We start from the raw sequence: 16,137 nt of genomic DNA on the forward strand, positions 1-16,137 counted from the left end.
AACCACAAAAAGGCTTCCCTCGGGAAGCCTTTTTGTGGTTTACATAGCGCAGAAAAGGCAGGTTAACGGCGGGGTTGCTGGGCGGTGTATTCCTGCAGCTCTTTCACGTTCGAGTCAAAGTTGAAGAGTTCATATACCCGGTAGAAGTTCTGCGGATCGGCCACATGGCTGCTGGCAAACTTGGCCAGTTCCAGGCGCTGGCTTTCAAAATCGAAGCGGCGCAGCAGACGCTTTAAATCATCCGTCCGAATATCGGACTGGCTTAATGCCTCCTTCGCAATAGTTAGCTTGCCGCTGTCAAAGGGCTTGGCATCCACCACCCGGATCAGCTCATCCACATCGGCGGAACTCATCAGGGAGTTAGCGCGGCCGTTGTAGCCGGAGCGGTCCTCATAGCGGGAATCCCGGTCATCTTCCCGGTTGATATGCGAGTCGTAATCGGGCCGGCGGTCATCGTCGCGCCGGTCATTCCGGTCATCGTCGCGGTCCTCATATCGGTCATTGTCCCGGTCGCGGTGGTCATTATAGCGCGGGCCTTGGTTATAACGAATAGGCACGGCAGAAACCTTGCGCAATACGGGGGCAAAACCCCGACGGGCAATCAGAATATAGTTTGATTCATAGCCGGCATCCAGAAACACCCGGGTCCGGTATTTCACGAAGCCCCGGCCGGCCGGAATCCGGAATTCAGCCCAGTGGAACCCTGGTTGTACCCGGTCCAGGTACACCTCGCGGGAAATGCCCCGGGTAAGCGGCCGTCCATCAAACAGCAGCTCAAATGGAACCCCATGTTCCGAAACGAAATTTACATTGGCCGGAGCGGCCACCAGCTGCGCGGCCCAGAGCAGAAAGCTGCAGCAGAGGAGTAGTGCCTTATTCATGGCAGTAGTTGCTAAGCGGGTAGCGGCTCATCCGTACCCAGGTAGCTAATGCCAAGTATTGTGCCAATCTGGAACTATATAGTATTTCTGTATGTTTCGGTCGCATTTTATTGGCAGAAGCCATACAAAAAAGGCCTTCATCATAACGACGAAGGCCTTTTTATTAATATTCAATTGCTTAAATATTATTGCGCAATCCGGGTGACTTTGAACTCTGTGCGGCGGTTGCGCTGGTGCTCTTCCTCCTTGCGGGCGTTTTTGATAACCGGCCGGGTTTCCCCATAGCCCCGAGCCGTTATACGGCTTTTATCAATACCCTTAGAAATGATATAGTCTACCGCTGACTGCGCCCGCTTCTGGGAGAGGTTCAGGTTATAAGCGTCCTTGCCCCGCGAGTCAGTATGCGAGCTAAGCTCGATGGTAATTTTGGGGTTGTCGTTTAAGGTTTCCACCAGCTTATCCAGCTCCAGGGCAGCATCGGGGCGAATATTCCACTTGTTGAAATCATAGAAAATATTCTCGACCACAATGGCTTTGTTCACCACAATCTTGTCCAGGGTCAGCGTTACGGGCAGTCGGATATCGTTCTGCTCATTGGGCAGCTGATCCTGCGGGGGCACTTTGCCAATGGTGCTTAGGGCTTGACGGGCGGTGAAGTAGCCCGGGCGGTCGGCTACCAGTGCGTAGGTAGTGGCCGTGTCCAGCTTAAAGCTGAATTTGCCATCGGGCCCGGACTTCGCTTCCTGTAAGCGCTGACCATTGCGACCCAGCAACACAATGTCTTCCCCAGCCAAGGGCTTGGTCTGTCCGGTTTTGCTGTCCCGCTCCAGCAGGGTGCCATCAGCATATAGCGTTACCAGCTTCCGCGGCTTCTTGCGGAACAGGTAGAGGTCGTCGCTGCCTTTGCCGCCGCTGCGGTTGGAGGAGAAGACGCCCATATCCTTGGCCGTGAAGTACGGGGCAAAGTCGTCGCCGGGGCTATTGATAGGGGTGGCCAGGTTTTTTACCACGCCTTTTTCCACCATAAAAATATCGAGCTTGCCCAAGCCGGGGTGTCCATCAGAGGAGAAGTACAGCGTTCCATCGGGCGCTACGGCCGGAAAGTTTTCGTTGCCGGGCGTGTTGATTTTATCGCCCAGGTTTTCGGGGCTGGCGAAGCGGTTACCCTCTTCCAGTGTGGCCTTGTACAGGTCATTACCACCCAGCCCACCGGTGCGACTGGAGGCGAAATACAACGTTTTCCCATCGGGGGATAATACGGGCGAAAAGTCATCTGCCGTGCGGCTGTTTACTCCGCGCAGCAGTTCCGGCTCCGTCCATTCCGCTCCCCGGTAGTAGGAAACAAACAGGTCCACGCTCTGAAAACCTTTCTTCGCTTCTTTCTTAGTACCGTCGTTCGAGCGGGCAAAAATCATCATTTTGCCATCGGGCGAGTACGTGGCGCTGGCCTCGTGCATACTGGGGGAGTTGAACTTATCCTCCAGTTTGCGCACCGTGCCACCGGTCATCTTCTGGTCATCGGCAAACTTAATGGCGTACAGGTCATTAAAACCTTCCCCATTGCCCAAATACTTCTTCCCATCCCGCCCAGAAGCAAACACCAGCTCTTTGGTGGTAGGCATGATGGTGGCACTAAAATCCGCTGACGGTGAGTTAAGAGAATCCAGCGCCTCCACTTCGTTATTGGTTTTGAAGGCCAGCAGCGCCGGTATTTGCTTCACGTTTTTGGCTTCCAGCTCGGCACGAGCTGCCAGCGTCTGGTTGCCGCCGGTTTCTGCATAAGCCGTAAACTGCTCGGCTGCCTCATCATACTTGCCATTAGCTTTCAGGGCCAACCCGTAGTAGAAGCGGGCATCAGTGCTTTTCACCCCCCCACCTACGGCCGCTTTGTAGTACTCCTCGCTCTGCTCAACGCGGTTAGAAAGCCGGTAAGACTCAGCAATGCGGTAATTGGAATAGGCAATGCGCTTACCCCGCTTGATATCAGCTTTATAAAGCGGAATAGCGGTTTCGTATTCACCGCGGGTAAAGCGTTTATCGGCTTTGGTGGCCTGCTCCGAGGCACTACAGCCTCCCAGCAGCGCCGTAGTGCCGGCGGCCATCGATAAAATCAGAAATTTCCGCATAGAAAGTAGAATGATTGTCGGGACCATTGACACAGAACGATTCCCGGATAAAGCGTAACAAGTATACTAAGTTTAGGCTGCATTGTATCCCTCCGGGATGTCCTTAGAGTGCGCCACCGGAAAGTACCGTTGCAGCCAGGTAGCCGAGGCCGGCGCTGGCCACCCCTTTTGCAGCGCTGCGTGGCTGGTAATGGTGGCATCGAAGTAAGGCGTATCGGCCTGCAAACGCCCATCCGTTACGGCAGCGCGCAGCTCGCGGCGGTCCAGCTGGTGCACTTGCCCATCCAGCAGAAACGCCAGCGTCGATTTTTCCAGCAGCGTTATACCCAGTCGTTCTTCCAATCCCTGCACAAAGCGCACAGAGGCATCAATGGAGCAGCCACTGGCATCGGCTACCTTTTCATCCAGCCCGATAACCAGAAACTGATGGTAAAGAAACGCAGCCGAGGCCTGCAACGCCCGCCCGTGGCTAGTCCAGTCTGTTGCAAACTGTTGCAGCAAGGGCTGCACGGCCGCTTCTTCTGCCGGCGTCAGCGGCCGGTTGGCTTGGTAAATCCAGATGCGCGCCGTAGACGGCAGGTCTTGAAATGAAACAAACATGAGTAATAGTGATGTCGAGAGAAAGCGCGGGGTGGTTACAAGCCTGAAGCAGGATATCAACGCAGCCAGCCACCGATATGATACAAAATAACTGGTCCCGGCGGGAAGTTCCGTCGGGACCAGTTAGACCGGCTTAGCAGCGCTTTTGTTGAGGCTTGCGGTTAAGCATTTAACCCCTCGGCAGAGGCAATGAGCTCGGCCAGGTCAAACACCTGCACATCCTGCTCGCGCTCCTTGTTTTTCACGCCGTCGGCCATCATCGTCATACAGAAAGGGCAACCCACGGCAATGATGCTGCCGCCGTGGTTGGAACCGGCGGGCAGGCCCGGCGCGGTACTTTCCACACCGGTCAGGTTGCTTAGCGCCTCGGCATTGCCATCCAGCGTAGCCAGGGCCTCCTCGGTGCGCTCAATGTTAATGTCTTTTTTGCCAGGCTCAGGCTCTTTCCACATCTGCGCACCACCAGCGCCGCAGCAGAGGCCGTTGGTTTTGCAGCGCTTCATTTCCACCAGGTCGGCGTCCAGCACTTCCAGCACGGCGCGGGGCGCTTCGTAGATGTTGTTAGCGCGGCCCAGGTAGCAGGAATCGTGGAAGGTGATGCGGCGGCCTTTGAACGACTCGCCCCCTTCGGCCTTCACGCGGCCCTCGTTAATGAGCTGCTGCAGGAAGGTGCTGTGGTGGATTACCTCGTACTCCCCGCCCAGGGCCGGGTATTCGTTTTTGATGGTGTTAAAGCAGTGCGGGCAGGCCGTTACCACGGTTTTGATGCCGTAGCCATTCAGCGTGGTAATGTTCTGCATAGCCTGCATCTGAAACAGGAACTCATTGCCGGCGCGCTTGGCCGGGTCGCCGGTGCAGGTTTCTTCCATCCCCAGCACGGCGTACTTCACACCCACATGTTCCAGAATGCGCACAAAAGCCCGCGTTACGCGCTTGTATCGGTCATCGAAGGCACCGGCGCAGCCCACCCAGAACAGCACTTCCGGGGTTTCGCCCCGGGCAGCCAGATCAGCCATGAGTGGAACAGAAACGGGGCGTTTGGCAGTTAGCTCAGCCATTATTTTGGGTTGACGAAAGTCAGATTAAGTTGAAAGCAAGGAGCTTGCAAAGCAGAGCCCCGCAAGAGGTTCAATATTTTAAGCTACGGTAGTAGCTTTTTCGGCCACGTACAGATCATCGGCCCAGTTGAAGCGGTCTGAAGGCGAGAAGGCCCAAGGCGCCCCGTTGTTCTCAATGTTGGAAAACATAACGTTGAGCGAGTTAGGGGCCGCCGACTCTTCCAGCACCAGGAAGCGGCGCATTTCCACAATGCTTTCCAGGGGGTTGATGTTCACGGGGCAGGCTTCCACGCAGGCGTTGCAGGTGGTGCAGGCCCAGAGCTCCTCGGGCGTCACGTAGCCGCGCAGCAGGGTGTGGTTTTCTTTGTCGAGCTGCTCCTGTGGGTCGTGCTTGGCTTCTTTGCCGTAAAGGGCCGGATCGAAAATCAGCGGCGAGTTATACTTCTCTTCCATCCGGTCGCGCGTGTCCATGATGATTTTGCGCGGCGAGAGCAGCTTGCCCGTTAGGTTGGCCGGGCACACGGAGGTGCAGCGGCCACATTCGGTGCAGGAGTAGGCATTCAGCAGGTTGGTCCAGGCCAGGTCATTTACATCCTTGGCGCCAAACGGCGTGGGCGCTACGGCCGAGCCATCGGCGTTGGTAGCCGGAGCCGGCACCTGGTACGTGGGGTCCATCATGGCTTTCACCTCGTGGGTGATGCTGTCCACGTTCGAGAACTGCCCCTGCGGCACCAGCCGGGAGAAGTACACATTCGGAAAAGCAAGGATAATGTGGAAGTGCTTGGACGAGGGCAGGTAGTTCAGAAACAGCAGAATACCGACAATGTGCGCCCACCAGCCCACGCGCTCCAGCACAGCTAAGCTGCTGGCATTTGTGGGAAGCAAACCCGTCAGAAACTGACTAATAGGGAATGCGCCCGCCAGCTCTTTGCCTTCCAGTTGGTGTGCTTTTAGGTCGGAGGAGTTCATCAGAAACAACGCCACCATCAAGGCCACCTCGATATAGAGGATTACGTTGGCATCCAGGCGGGGCCAGGCGCGCATTTCCGGGCCGGAAAAGCGGCGTACCCCAGCCACGTTGCGGCGCCACCAGAAGGCCGTTACGGCCAGAACGACCAGAGCCCCCAGCACTTCATTGGTGCCCGTAAGGGCAGAATACAGCGGGCCCATAAAGCCCAGTACCCGGTGCGTCCCGAAAATGCCGTCAATCAGAATTTCAATAACTTCAATGTTAATGACGATGAAGCCGATATAGACAATCAGGTGTAGAAACGCCGGGGTGAGGCGCTTGAACATCTTCTGTTGTCCGAAGGCGACCAGCAGCGTTTTCCACAGCCGCTCGCTCACATGGCCGCTCATATCCCGGTCGCGCCCCACCAGGATATTGGCCCGTATCTTCCGCGCTTGCCAGGCAAACAGGCCAAAGCCCGCCACCGCTACCAGCAGGAAGAGAATGTTTTGGATAGAAAAATGCACAGGAAAATGGGTAGGTTTGGGGTTTAGGCCGAAATATAGTCGTTATGCATAACAAACTATATCTTTTGGCAGTCGGAAACATTTTTTTACGATACGCCTTGCAGGTTGGAATGGGTTTACTACTTTTGTGCTCCCCAACGGCCATACGGCTTAAGAGGAGATGGTAATGTAGCTCAGTTGGTAGAGCACAGCACTGAAAATGCTGGTGTCGTTGGTTCGATTCCAATCATTACCACAGATTAAAATCCCTGCCCGCACCCAGCCGGCAGGGATTTTTCGTTTAACCAAACGCCTGTAACCCAAGGCATATCTCTTGGCTAAGAGGCTATTTGGCTAGTACTTAACGATACGGCCAACGGCTCAACCTTGGGCTTAGCCGGCCGTAAGCACGGGAGAAACTATTCTACCCCTGCTATGCCTAACCCTGCTTCTGGCGCCCCTACATCTGGTGCTACCCAATCTGTTTGGTTCCCCACAGCCGCCGCGCTACCCACCTTTTCAGCGCTAAAAAAGCCCATGAGTGCCGATGTGGTGATTGTAGGCGCCGGTATTGCAGGCCTTACGACGGCTTATCTCCTGGGAAAAGAAGGCAAGCAGGTAATAGTGCTGGAAGATGGTGAAATTGCCAGCGGCGAGAGCGGCCGCACCACTGCGCATCTATCCAATGCGCTGGATGACCGGTACTCTACCCTGGAAAATCTATTTGGCCAGGAAGGTGCCCGGCTAGCAGCCGAAAGCCATGGCGCTGCTATAGATGAGATAGAGCGAATAGCACTAACCGAGAAAATAGCCTGTGACTTTTCGCGTCTGGACGGCTACCTTTTCCTACCCGCCAACGGCACCTCCCAAGAGCTGGCCGATGAATTGAAAGCCGCGCACCGTGCGGGATTAAAGCAGGTAGAGCAACTGGCTGATGCTGGAGTGCAGGGATTTAAAACCGGCGAATGTCTGCGTTTTCCCAATCAGGGTCAGTTCCACATTCTCAAGTATCTCCATGGGCTCGTGGATGCCATTACAGCTCAGGGAGGACATATTTTTACGCACACCCATGTAGAAACGGTAGAAGGCGGCTCTCCCGCCCGGGTAATCACCTCCGAAGGGGTTGCGGTAACCGCACAAGCCATTGTTATTGCCACTAACACGCCATTCAACGACCGGGTAGTGATGCATACCAAGCAGGCTCCTTACCGCACCTACGTACTGGCCGCCCGTGTGCCGAAAGGCTCCATTACCAAAGCGCTGTATTGGAATACCGCCGACCCATACCACTACATCCGTCTACAGGAAGTACCCGAAGCAAGTGATGACCTGCTGATTGTGGGCGGCGAAGACCATAAAACCGGGCAGGAGGAAAACCCTGCCGAGCGGCTGCGCTGCCTGGAAGAGTGGACCCGCGCACATTTTCCGCAGATTACGAGCGTAGAATACCAATGGTCGGGACAGGTGATGGAGCCGGTAGATTGCCTGGGATTTGCAGGCCGCAATCCACTGGATAAAGACAACGTGTACCTGATTACCGGTGACTCCGGCCACGGCATGACGCACAGCACCCTGGGTGCTATGCTGATCCGGGACTTGGTTATGGACCGCCCTAATTCCTGGGAGAAGCTCTACGACCCGGGCCGGGTTACTCTCAAGCCAGAATCCATTAAGGAGTTTGTGCGCGAAAATGTGAATGTAGCCACTGAATACACGGAGTTGCTAACGGGTGGCGATGTAGCCAAACCTGAAGACATTCCAGCCGGCTCGGGTGCTGTATTGCGCCGGGGCATCACCAAAGTAGCCGTATATAAAGCCGCTGATGGGAAAGTGCATGAGTGCTCGGCCATTTGCCCACACCTGGGCTGCGTGGTGCATTGGAATGGCCTGGAAAGCAGCTGGGACTGTCCCTGCCACGGTTCCCGCTTCGATGCCTTTGGCAAGCTGCTGATGGGCCCGGCCAATACGGACCTGGCCCCAGCGGAGTAACCTTAATACCAAGCCTGATCTAATCACAAGCCTGATACATCGTGTCGGGCTTGTCAGCTTATTGACAGCCGCTTTTCAGCCGCGCTTCCTCAGCGTAGCCATACCCAAGCAGCACGGCGCGGGCGTAGAATTCGCAGGCGGCCACCGGCTTGCCCTCCTCCTGGGCCAGCCGCCCCAGCAGAAAATGGATCTGCCCGTTATTGGGGTTATTTAGTAATACTTGCTGATAATCTTCGCGGGCAGCCTCATACTCGCCTAGCTTAAACCAAGCCAGGCCCCGGTAAGTCAGGTACCGTACGGAGGGACTGCTGCCCTTTGCCGCGCGCTGCCGTAGGCCCATGGATAAATCACGGATAGCGGCCCGAAATCGGCGCTGCTCAAACATGCGCAGCTCTCCCCTGTCCAGCCAGGGACCAGCCAGAGTAGAATCCAGCCGAATAGCCCGCGAGTAGCTGTGCAGGGCGCCTTCCATGTGGCCCTGCTCAGTCTGGCACTGTCCCACACGCCACCACAGTTCGGCCGCCTGCCGTACCGAGGCGGGCTGTCGTAAGGCCACCTTATAATCCGTTAATGCATTAGCATAATCGTGAAAAACCAACTGCTCTATTTCACCCCGCCGCCGCCGGGCAGCACTGAATTCCGGCTTAAAGTGAACGGCCTCCGATAGATACGCATGCGCCACACTCCACCGCCGCTCTCCATAAGCTTTTATCCCATCATCGTAGTTAGACAGGGCGGTGAGATGGTCCATGGTAACTTTCACTGACAGCCCAAACAGGATAAACAACCCAAGTACCCCCAGCATGAGCAGATAGTCCCGGCGTGTAAACCGGGTGCGGCGTTTGGGTATGGGCCGGTAGTGGCGCTCCGACGAAGTAGCCGGACGGCGGGTGCGCAGCGGCTGTGGCGGGGGCATCGGCACCCCATATACGCGCTGGCCCTGTGCCCGGAATTGCTGCTGCCGGCGGGCAGCATCGGCCCGCAGCGCATCCTGTCGCAGCAGGTGGTCGTAGGAAGCCCGGCGGATCGGGTCCGATAAGATACCGTAGGCCACGCTCACCTGTTTAAACTGCTCTTCAAAGCGCGTATCGCCCCGATGACGGTCGGGGTGGTAGCGTAGCGCCAGCCGCTTATAGGCCTGCTTAATCTCCAGCGCCGTGGCCGTAGTTGATACTCCCAGGATATGGTAATGATTCGGGCTCAAAATACAGCGGTAAGCAGGGCAAGAACGGGACTTTTACGGTAGGAATTCAGACGATGAACAGGCTTTTTCGTATGAAGTTCCATTAGCATCGCACCATTCCTCGTGTATTTTCCGTACCCAGTTCTTTAAAGCATTTATCTCCCTAAACTCCTTCTGCCGCATGGCCAACGACGACGACGCTACCAAAACGCCCCGAAATGACAGTTTGATCGGGAACCTGATGGGCTACCTCGATACGCGTATTGATCTTGTACGCCTCGAAACCCAGGAAAAAGTTAAAAACGCCTTTGTTGGTACTGCCCACGGAGTCACCATGGCGCTTATTGGGCTGTTGTTTCTCGTGTTTCTGAGCATTTTTGCGGGGCTGGCTCTCAATGCCGCTCTGGACAGCTCGTACTGGGGCTTTGGGATTGTAGCCGCTATCTATCTGGTGCTGTTGATTGTGTTTATCGTAGGTGTAGATAAAAAGCTATTCCAGGGGCTAGCCGATAAGATGCTGAGCAACACCATTTATAAATCTGATAAACGCCAAGCTTAATTCTCTCCCATGGCCGATTTGCACAACCCGCTTTTTGAAGACGAAAAGGAGTTTCTGGAGCGCCAGAAGCTGGAATATGAGCGCGCCCTAATGGGCGATGTGGAAGATATTAAAGAGCAGACCCAGCGCATTGGTAAGTATGCCTTGATTGGCGCCGGCGTGGCGGGTGGCATCTGGCTGATAGCCCGCGCCTTCCGCTCCCGCCCTTCTGAGGAAGATGACTTTGAAGATGATGAGCAGCTGGACTATCATCCCGGCAAATCTCTCCACAGTCGCCACCGGCGGCCAGCATACAGCCCCGTAGATACCGCCGAGAGTGATGATCTGGGCTTCGGCGCTGGTCCGCATCAGTACGACCGGGGCAGCCAGATGCCCAGTAACCATGAGCGTGCCGACCTGGCCCCCGACGTGTACCACACGGACTCTGAGGATCCGTTCCCTCCGCTGGACAACCCCATCAGCCAGTATACCCGCTCCGCACGGTCTACCACACCAGCCTTGCGTCCGCAGCAGCCTACTTCCAGTGCGTCTTCCATCATGGCCGATGCCTTCAACGTGTTTTTGAAGTCGGATACCGGTAAAATGCTGATAGCGCAGGTTTCGGCGGTGCTGATGGCTTATGTCGCCAAAAAAGTAGGAGAATATTTGCCTGTAGACAAAAATAACGACCTTGCAACAGCGCCCGCCGCTCAGCCGGCCACGCAGGACATAGACTTTACGTATCACCACGACGACGCGAATGCGCCTCAACAGTCTCTATGAAGGCCTTAGCAAACGCCGCGCCCGCGGCCAGAAGTCGCTGGCCGTATTGCTCGACCCCGACCAGTTGGACGAGGCGGGCTGCCGGCATTTGCTGGAGCTAAGCGAGACCCATCCGGTCGATTACTTTTTTGTTGGGGGTAGCCTGGTACTGAATTCGTACCAGGCTACCCTTATTCAGTTGCTGAAAAGCCGCTCCAAAGTACCGGTGCTGCTGTTCCCCAGCCACAGCCTGCACCTGGATGGACAGGCCGATGGTATTCTGCTGCTTTCACTGATTTCCGGACGAAATCCGGAGTTCCTGATTGGGCAGCACGTCATTGCCGCCCCTTTGCTGCGCCAGAGCAAACTGCAGATTCTGCCCACCGGTTATATGCTGGTTGATACCGGCCGTCAGACTACGGCAAGCTACGTAAGCGGCACCACGCCCTTACCCTATGATAAGCCTGGTATTGCCGCCTGCACGGCCATGGCCGGCGAACAGCTGGGCTTGCGCCTGATGTATCTGGATGGTGGCAGTGGCGCCATGTATCCGGTATCCTCCGCCATGATTAAGGCTGTACGCCAGGCGGTGGAAGTCCCTCTCATTGTAGGAGGTGGGATTAATACCACTGAAAAAGCCCAGGCCGCCTTGGAGGCCGGGGCCGATGTAATTGTCATTGGCAATCAGATTGAAAAAGACCCAGGCTTCCTGCCGGAGGTAGCAGCGGTGGTACAGTCCTTCAATGCCGTAGCCAGCACGGCGCTCAATTAAAGCGCATAAAAAAAGCCCTGGTATGATACCAGGGCTTTTTTTATGCAAGTCGAAGCAGAATTAGATGTTCATGGCGGACTCACGACGGCGCATTTTACCGGCTGGAATGCCAAACATCATCTTGAAACGACGACAGAAATAAGCGGTGTCTTTGTAGCCCACTTCTTTCCCAATGTCGCGGATGCTCTTTTTGGTGGTACGCAACAGGAATACGGCCCGCTCCATGCGCTGGTATTCGATGTAGTCCTGGGGGTTGATGCCGGTCAGCATCTTAAAGTACTGGCCTACATAGTCTTCCGACACGTTGGCTACGCCGCTGAGCACCTTGTTCGACAGGTCGCCGCCCAGGTTCTCTTTGATGTAGTTGAACAGGTCAATGAGGCGTGGATCCTTGAAGTAGGTGCTGTTGGTGGCCAGCTGCTCCACAAACATCTTGTTTTTCAAGATGTAGCGCACAATTTCCACCACAATGTTCTCGGTGTAAATGGTGATGAGACGCTCCCGGCCAGGCAGTTCCTGCAGGCTTTCCTCTACCACTTTAATAACCAGGTTAGCCAGCTTGGAATTGCCGGTAATCAGGAAAGCAGGTACATCAAGGGAGGCAAAGAAGTTAACCGAGTCAAATACTTTGGCCTCAAAGCTCACAAAGCTGTGGCTCTCTTCAGCGTCGCCGATGAGGTCGAGGTCAGAATTCGAGTGGAAAAACTTGTCTTTGTTGCTGATCAGGTCATCGTTGGTGATGACCTTACCGCCGCCGTCGCCGTAGGCCACGCGCGTAGCCCGACCGCCGGGAATGAAGAGCATTTCGCCTTCTTCTACCGTGGTCTGCTCATCATCGCCAAAGGAAATATGCCCTTTGTGCAGGAGAATCAAATTATTGCCAACGTCATACGAATTGCGCACCGTGAAAGGCTGCTGCAAGACGAGGTTCTTCGCTTTGATATAGCGGACGCCGAGCGACTCTATCACTTTATTGTAATCTTCCATAAACCGCTTAGGTGTGGGGGAGCTGAGTGGAAAACGGGCGCTACTTGCCCGAGTTTATACAATGCAAAATAAGATATAAAAATTCACAAAAACTAAAACCCAGCCAAAAAATTGGCTGGGTTTAGTGCAATGAATCTGACTTTTAGGCAATTCGCCTTTTACTTGAGGATTTCCCGTGAGATTACAATTTTCTGAATCTCAGAAGTGCCCTCATAAATCTGCGTGATTTTGGCGTCGCGCATCATGCGCTCCACGTGGAATTCTTTCACAAAGCCGTAACCGCCGTGCACTTGCACCGCTTCAACGGCCGTATCCATAGCCACTTTGGAGGAGAACAGCTTGGCCATAGCGCCGGATTTGGCGTAGTCCTGGTGCGCGTCCTTATCGTGAGCGGCTTGCAGGCACAGGAGGCGGGCGGCATCGATGTTGGTGGCCATATCGGCCAGCTTAAACTGGATGGCCTGGTGCTGGGAAATCGGCACGCCAAATGACTTGCGCTCCTTCGAGTATTTCAACGACAACTCATAAGCACCCGAGGCAATACCCAAAGCTTGGGCCGCAATGCCGATCCGGCCGCCGGCCAGCACCTGCATAGCGAACTTAAAGCCGAAGCCATCCTCGCCAATGCGGTTTTCCTTGGGCACCTTCACGTCCGTGAACATGAGGGAGTGGGTGTCGGAGCCGCGGATGCCCAGCTTGTTCTCTTTAGGACCTACCACGAAACCGGGAGCATCTTTCTCCACGATGAGGGCATTGATGCCGCGGTGCTTGAGTTCTGGGTTGGTCTGGGCAATAACCAGGTACACCGAAGCAGAGGAGCCGTTGGTAATCCAGTTTTTGGTGCCGTTCAGCAGGTAATGGTCGCCCATATCCTCGGCGGTGGTGCGCTGCATGGTGGCATCGGAGCCGGCTTCGGGCTCGGAGAGGCAGAACGCGCCAATGATTTCGCCGGAAGTGAGGCGGGGCAGGTATTTCTGCTTTTGCTCCTCCGTTCCGTATTTCTCCAGGCCCCAGCATACCAGTGAGTTGTTCACGGACATAATAACCGAGCAGGAAGCATCGACCTTGGAAATTTCTTCCATGGCCAGCACGTAGGAAACCGTGTCCATGCCGCCGCCGCCGTACTCAGGGCTAACCATCATGCCCAGGAAGCCCAGCTCGCCCATCTTCTTGATTTGCTCGGTGGGGAATTTTTGGTGCTCGTCGCGCTCAATTACGCCGGCCCAAAGTTCATTCTGGGCAAAGTCGCGGGCGGCAGCCTGAACGGCAAGTTGTTCTTCGGTGAGCTGGAAATCCATGCGGTAAAACTTGGGTGAGGAAGGTGGAGCTGCTTGGGGCAGCGGGTGGGAATTGTGGTCAAAATTAAGCTACTCAACTGGCAGTTACAGCAGCATGCCCGTATTTTTCTAATAAGGCATTTTGCGTTGGCTGCTTTCCTTCAGAGCTTACGGAATTCGTAGTATAAGAACGAAACACCAACGGGCCTCTCCGGCTGGCGAAGAGGCCCGTTGCGCTTAACTAAAGAAGAAGCTGACAGGTTAGCGCCGGTCACGGCTGCCCATGAAAATGCTTACGTAGTAGAGCAGGGTGGCCAGGGAACTAATGGCGGCTACCACATACGTCATGGCGGCCCACCAGAGGGCATCTTTCGCCATAGCATGCTCCTGGGAGGTTACAATACCGCGCTTATCAATCCAGGCCAGGGCCCGGCGGGAAGCATCAAACTCCACGGGCAGGGTAACAAAGGAGAACAGCGTAGTCAGCGAGAACAGAGCAATGCCCACGCCCAGCGGAATCAGTGAGGTGCGCAGCATCAACACCCCCGCCAGGAGGATGAAGGGCATAAAGCGCGACACGGCACTCAGGGCCGGTACCATGGCCGAGCGAAACTGCAGCATGCTGTAGGCAGTAGCGTGTTGCACGGCATGGCCGCATTCGTGCGCCGCTACCGCAGCGGCGGCGGCACTGCGCTCCGCGTACACCGACTCGGAGAGATTAACGGTCTTATCGGCGGGGTTGTAGTGGTCGGAAAGGCGGCCTTCCGTGCTGATAACTTTGACATCAGTGATGCCGTGGTCAGCCAACATGAGCTCGGCAATCTGCCGGCCCGTGAGGCCTGATTTCAGACCAATCTGGGCGTACTGCGCAAACTTGCTGCGCAGGCGCCACTGTATCAGCCAGCTGACAATCATGGCCCCGATAACGACCAGATATATTGGGCTTGTGGAATACATAGGAGGAAGAGCTTAGGGAGTAAGGAGTTGGCGGATGCGCTCTACAATACGCGTGGTGCTGTAGCCAGCCACCAGCGGTACGGTGAGCACCTCTCCGCCTCTTTGTAACACTTCCTCGTGGCCTACAATTCCACTGATGGCGTAGTCATCCCCCTTTACCAGGATATCAGGCTGCACCAATTGAATGAGTTCCAGCGGCGTAGGCTCATCGAAGAGTACTACCGCATCCACAAACAAAAGGGAAGCCAGAATGCGGGCCCGTGACATTTCGTCCTGCAAAGGTCGGCCTGGTTTCAGACAGCTAACAGATGCATCGGTATTCAACCCTACTACCAGCGCATCGCCTAGGTGCCGTGCTTTCTCCAGGTAATCGACGTGGCCGAGGTGCAGCAGGTCGAAGCAGCCGTTGGTGAATACAATGCGGCGGCCCTGCTGGCGCCACTGCTCCAGCACGGGCAGCAGGGCCTCGCGGCTTAATATTTTTTCTTTACTCCACATAGGCTGGGGTGGCGGCATCGGGCACCGACGCCGCTATGGCGCGCTTTTCCCGACCCGACTTGATCATACTGACTACAAAGCTGATACCACCCATCAGCACTACCAGCAGCGTTTGGGTGCCATGCACTACCAGCGCATACGCAATACCCGCTTCCTTCGACACCCCATAGACCAGCAGGGTGCTTTGCACCATCAGGTGAAAGGCCCCGATGCCGCCCTGCACCGGCGTAGCCATCCCAAACGCCCCAAACGTAAGGACTGCCAGACCGGCAGCCATACCCAGGTTATGGGTTTCCGGGAAGGCAAAAAATGCCAGATAGTCCATGAGATAATAGACCAGCCAGGTGAAGGCCGTATGCAGCAGGAACAGGCCTTTGCTATCCAGCTTGCGGATGCTGAATACACCCTCCATGAGCCCGCGCACAAATCCTTCCAGCTTGTTAAACAGGGCCAGCTGCCGCAGCCGCTCCACGTTCCGGTAAAGCAAGTAACCACCAATGAGCGCTAACGCCCCGGCAATACCAGCGGCAACCAGCAGGATATCCCGGCTTTGGGCCAGCGTATCGTACTTATCAGAGAATAGGCTCAGCACAAAGGCCCAGAACTTATGAAAATCCAGCAGAAGCGTAGCGCCCAACAGGGAAAACAGCACCAGCACGTCAATTACCCGCTCCGTAATAACGGCACCTAGGGCCACCTGCACCGGAATGCCGCCGGTACGCCGCAGGATGGAGCACCGCACGACCTCACCCATACGTGGCAGCACCAGATTGGCTAGGTAGCCCACCATCATGGCGTGGTATACATCCCAATAGCCGGGCTTGTGCTTAGTGGCATCCAACTGCATTTTCCAGCGGTAGGCGCGGCTAAAGTAGCCCAGCGCCGAGAGCAGAACGGTGAGACCCATCCAGAAGTAATTGGCCTCGCGCATGTACCGCCCCACCTTGCTAAGATCCTGGTCGCGCACGGCGTAGCGCATCAGCAGGGCCGAGAAGGCCAGCAGGAGCACATACTTTAGAATATTGAGCAGTTTTTTCACGTAAATCTAGAGCCG

General features: G+C 55.6%; 15 protein-coding genes and 1 tRNA gene. 5 read left to right on the forward strand and 11 right to left on the reverse strand.

The window, feature by feature from the left end; genetic code table 11:
* Window positions 1-62: 62 nt before the first annotated feature.
* From Q4G72_RS01245 to Q4G72_RS01265, 5 genes are all read right to left on the reverse strand, one after another.
* Complete coding sequence (locus Q4G72_RS01245; RefSeq protein WP_303309620.1) at window positions 63-881, reverse strand: proline and serine-rich protein 1 family protein; 819 nt, start codon at window positions 879-881, stop codon at window positions 63-65.
* Window positions 882-1,066: 185 nt separating this feature from the next.
* Window positions 1,067-3,007, reverse strand: a complete 1,941-nt coding sequence (locus tag Q4G72_RS01250) for a CHU_0125 family OmpA-like outer membrane integrity protein (RefSeq protein WP_303309621.1) — start codon at window positions 3,005-3,007, stop codon at window positions 1,067-1,069.
* A gap of 72 nt (window positions 3,008-3,079) precedes the next feature.
* Window positions 3,080-3,607, reverse strand: coding sequence for a hypothetical protein (locus Q4G72_RS01255; protein ID WP_303309622.1), 528 nt, complete (start codon window positions 3,605-3,607; stop codon window positions 3,080-3,082).
* 161 nt (window positions 3,608-3,768) lie between these two features.
* Complete coding sequence (locus tag Q4G72_RS01260) at window positions 3,769-4,623, reverse strand: (Fe-S)-binding protein (protein ID WP_303309623.1); 855 nt, start codon at window positions 4,621-4,623, stop codon at window positions 3,769-3,771.
* Between the two features lie 120 nt (window positions 4,624-4,743).
* A complete protein-coding gene (locus Q4G72_RS01265) occupies window positions 4,744-6,141 on the reverse strand; it encodes a 4Fe-4S dicluster domain-containing protein (protein ID WP_303309624.1) in 1,398 nt (465 codons plus the stop codon).
* Between the two features lie 162 nt (window positions 6,142-6,303).
* On the opposite strand from Q4G72_RS01265, the gene Q4G72_RS01270 reads away from it, so the two are divergent.
* Together Q4G72_RS01270 and Q4G72_RS01275 are read left to right on the forward strand one after the other, a co-directional pair.
* Window positions 6,304-6,376: transfer RNA gene (locus tag Q4G72_RS01270), tRNA-Phe, on the forward strand.
* 179 nt (window positions 6,377-6,555) lie between these two features.
* Window positions 6,556-8,109, forward strand: coding sequence for an FAD-dependent oxidoreductase (locus Q4G72_RS01275; protein ID WP_303309625.1), 1,554 nt, complete (start codon window positions 6,556-6,558; stop codon window positions 8,107-8,109).
* 58 nt (window positions 8,110-8,167) lie between these two features.
* On the opposite strand, the gene Q4G72_RS01280 is transcribed toward Q4G72_RS01275, so the two are convergent.
* Window positions 8,168-9,313, reverse strand: a complete 1,146-nt coding sequence (locus Q4G72_RS01280; RefSeq protein WP_303309626.1) for a DnaJ domain-containing protein — start codon at window positions 9,311-9,313, stop codon at window positions 8,168-8,170.
* 160 nt (window positions 9,314-9,473) lie between these two features.
* On the opposite strand from Q4G72_RS01280, the gene Q4G72_RS01285 reads away from it, so the two are divergent.
* Genes Q4G72_RS01285 through Q4G72_RS01295 form a run of 3 tightly spaced genes read left to right on the forward strand, consistent with a single transcriptional unit; the run spans window position 9,474 to window position 11,364 of the window.
* On the forward strand, window positions 9,474-9,851 hold the full coding sequence (locus Q4G72_RS01285) for a phage holin family protein (protein WP_303309627.1): 378 nt from the start codon (window positions 9,474-9,476) through the stop codon (window positions 9,849-9,851).
* Between the two features lie 9 nt (window positions 9,852-9,860).
* Window positions 9,861-10,613, forward strand: coding sequence for a hypothetical protein (locus tag Q4G72_RS01290; protein WP_303309628.1), 753 nt, complete (start codon window positions 9,861-9,863; stop codon window positions 10,611-10,613).
* Window positions 10,591-11,364 (forward strand): phosphoglycerol geranylgeranyltransferase, encoded by a 774-nt coding sequence (locus Q4G72_RS01295; protein ID WP_303309629.1) that lies wholly within the window; start codon window positions 10,591-10,593, stop codon window positions 11,362-11,364. The genes Q4G72_RS01290 and Q4G72_RS01295 overlap by 23 nt, the downstream gene beginning before the upstream one ends.
* A gap of 60 nt (window positions 11,365-11,424) precedes the next feature.
* On the opposite strand, the gene Q4G72_RS01300 is transcribed toward Q4G72_RS01295, so the two are convergent.
* The 5 genes from Q4G72_RS01300 to Q4G72_RS01320 all read right to left on the reverse strand — a co-directional run bounded on the left by Q4G72_RS01300 (window position 11,425) and on the right by Q4G72_RS01320 (window position 16,122).
* Window positions 11,425-12,351 carry a helix-turn-helix domain-containing protein gene (locus Q4G72_RS01300; protein WP_303309630.1) on the reverse strand — a complete coding sequence of 309 codons (927 nt, stop codon included), beginning with the start codon at window positions 12,349-12,351 and terminating at the stop codon, window positions 11,425-11,427.
* 158 nt (window positions 12,352-12,509) lie between these two features.
* The gene (locus Q4G72_RS01305; RefSeq protein ID WP_303309631.1) at window positions 12,510-13,649 is read right to left on the reverse strand and encodes an acyl-CoA dehydrogenase; all 1,140 of its coding nucleotides are present in this window, start codon (window positions 13,647-13,649) and stop codon (window positions 12,510-12,512) included.
* A 240-nt stretch (window positions 13,650-13,889) separates the two neighbouring features.
* The gene (locus Q4G72_RS01310; protein WP_303309632.1) at window positions 13,890-14,585 is read right to left on the reverse strand and encodes a zinc metallopeptidase; all 696 of its coding nucleotides are present in this window, start codon (window positions 14,583-14,585) and stop codon (window positions 13,890-13,892) included.
* 12 nt (window positions 14,586-14,597) lie between these two features.
* Window positions 14,598-15,083 carry a D-glycero-beta-D-manno-heptose 1-phosphate adenylyltransferase gene (gene rfaE2, locus Q4G72_RS01315; protein ID WP_303309633.1) on the reverse strand — a complete coding sequence of 162 codons (486 nt, stop codon included), beginning with the start codon at window positions 15,081-15,083 and terminating at the stop codon, window positions 14,598-14,600.
* On the reverse strand, window positions 15,073-16,122 hold the full coding sequence (locus Q4G72_RS01320; protein WP_303309634.1) for a lysylphosphatidylglycerol synthase transmembrane domain-containing protein: 1,050 nt from the start codon (window positions 16,120-16,122) through the stop codon (window positions 15,073-15,075). Before Q4G72_RS01320 ends, rfaE2 begins: the two co-directional genes overlap by 11 nt.
* Window positions 16,123-16,137 lie beyond the last annotated feature (15 nt).

The sequence above is a fragment of the Hymenobacter sp. BT730 genome, assembly GCF_030542105.1.
GTDB lineage: Bacteria > Bacteroidota > Bacteroidia > Cytophagales > Hymenobacteraceae > Hymenobacter.

Bases quoted from the DNA above. Each gene is read 5' to 3' on its own strand.
- Q4G72_RS01310 (WP_303309632.1), bottom strand. From the start codon at position 14,585: ATGTATTCCACAAGCCCAATATATCTGGTCGTTATCGGGGCCATGATT.
- Q4G72_RS01255 (WP_303309622.1), bottom strand. From the start codon at position 3,607: ATGTTTGTTTCATTTCAAGACCTGCCGTCTACGGCGCGCATCTGGATT.
- Q4G72_RS01300 (WP_303309630.1), bottom strand. From the start codon at position 12,351: ATGGAAGATTACAATAAAGTGATAGAGTCGCTCGGCGTCCGCTATATC.
- Q4G72_RS01260 (WP_303309623.1), bottom strand. From the start codon at position 4,623: ATGGCTGATCTGGCTGCCCGGGGCGAAACCCCGGAAGTGCTGTTCTGG.
- Q4G72_RS01245 (WP_303309620.1), bottom strand. From the start codon at position 881: ATGAATAAGGCACTACTCCTCTGCTGCAGCTTTCTGCTCTGGGCCGCG.
- Q4G72_RS01275 (WP_303309625.1), top strand. From the start codon at position 6,556: ATGCCTAACCCTGCTTCTGGCGCCCCTACATCTGGTGCTACCCAATCT.
- Q4G72_RS01305 (WP_303309631.1), bottom strand. From the start codon at position 13,649: ATGGATTTCCAGCTCACCGAAGAACAACTTGCCGTTCAGGCTGCCGCC.
- Q4G72_RS01295 (WP_303309629.1), top strand. From the start codon at position 10,591: ATGCGCCTCAACAGTCTCTATGAAGGCCTTAGCAAACGCCGCGCCCGC.
- Q4G72_RS01285 (WP_303309627.1), top strand. From the start codon at position 9,474: ATGGCCAACGACGACGACGCTACCAAAACGCCCCGAAATGACAGTTTG.
- Q4G72_RS01290 (WP_303309628.1), top strand. From the start codon at position 9,861: ATGGCCGATTTGCACAACCCGCTTTTTGAAGACGAAAAGGAGTTTCTG.
- rfaE2 (WP_303309633.1), bottom strand. From the start codon at position 15,083: ATGTGGAGTAAAGAAAAAATATTAAGCCGCGAGGCCCTGCTGCCCGTG.
- Q4G72_RS01250 (WP_303309621.1), bottom strand. From the start codon at position 3,007: ATGCGGAAATTTCTGATTTTATCGATGGCCGCCGGCACTACGGCGCTG.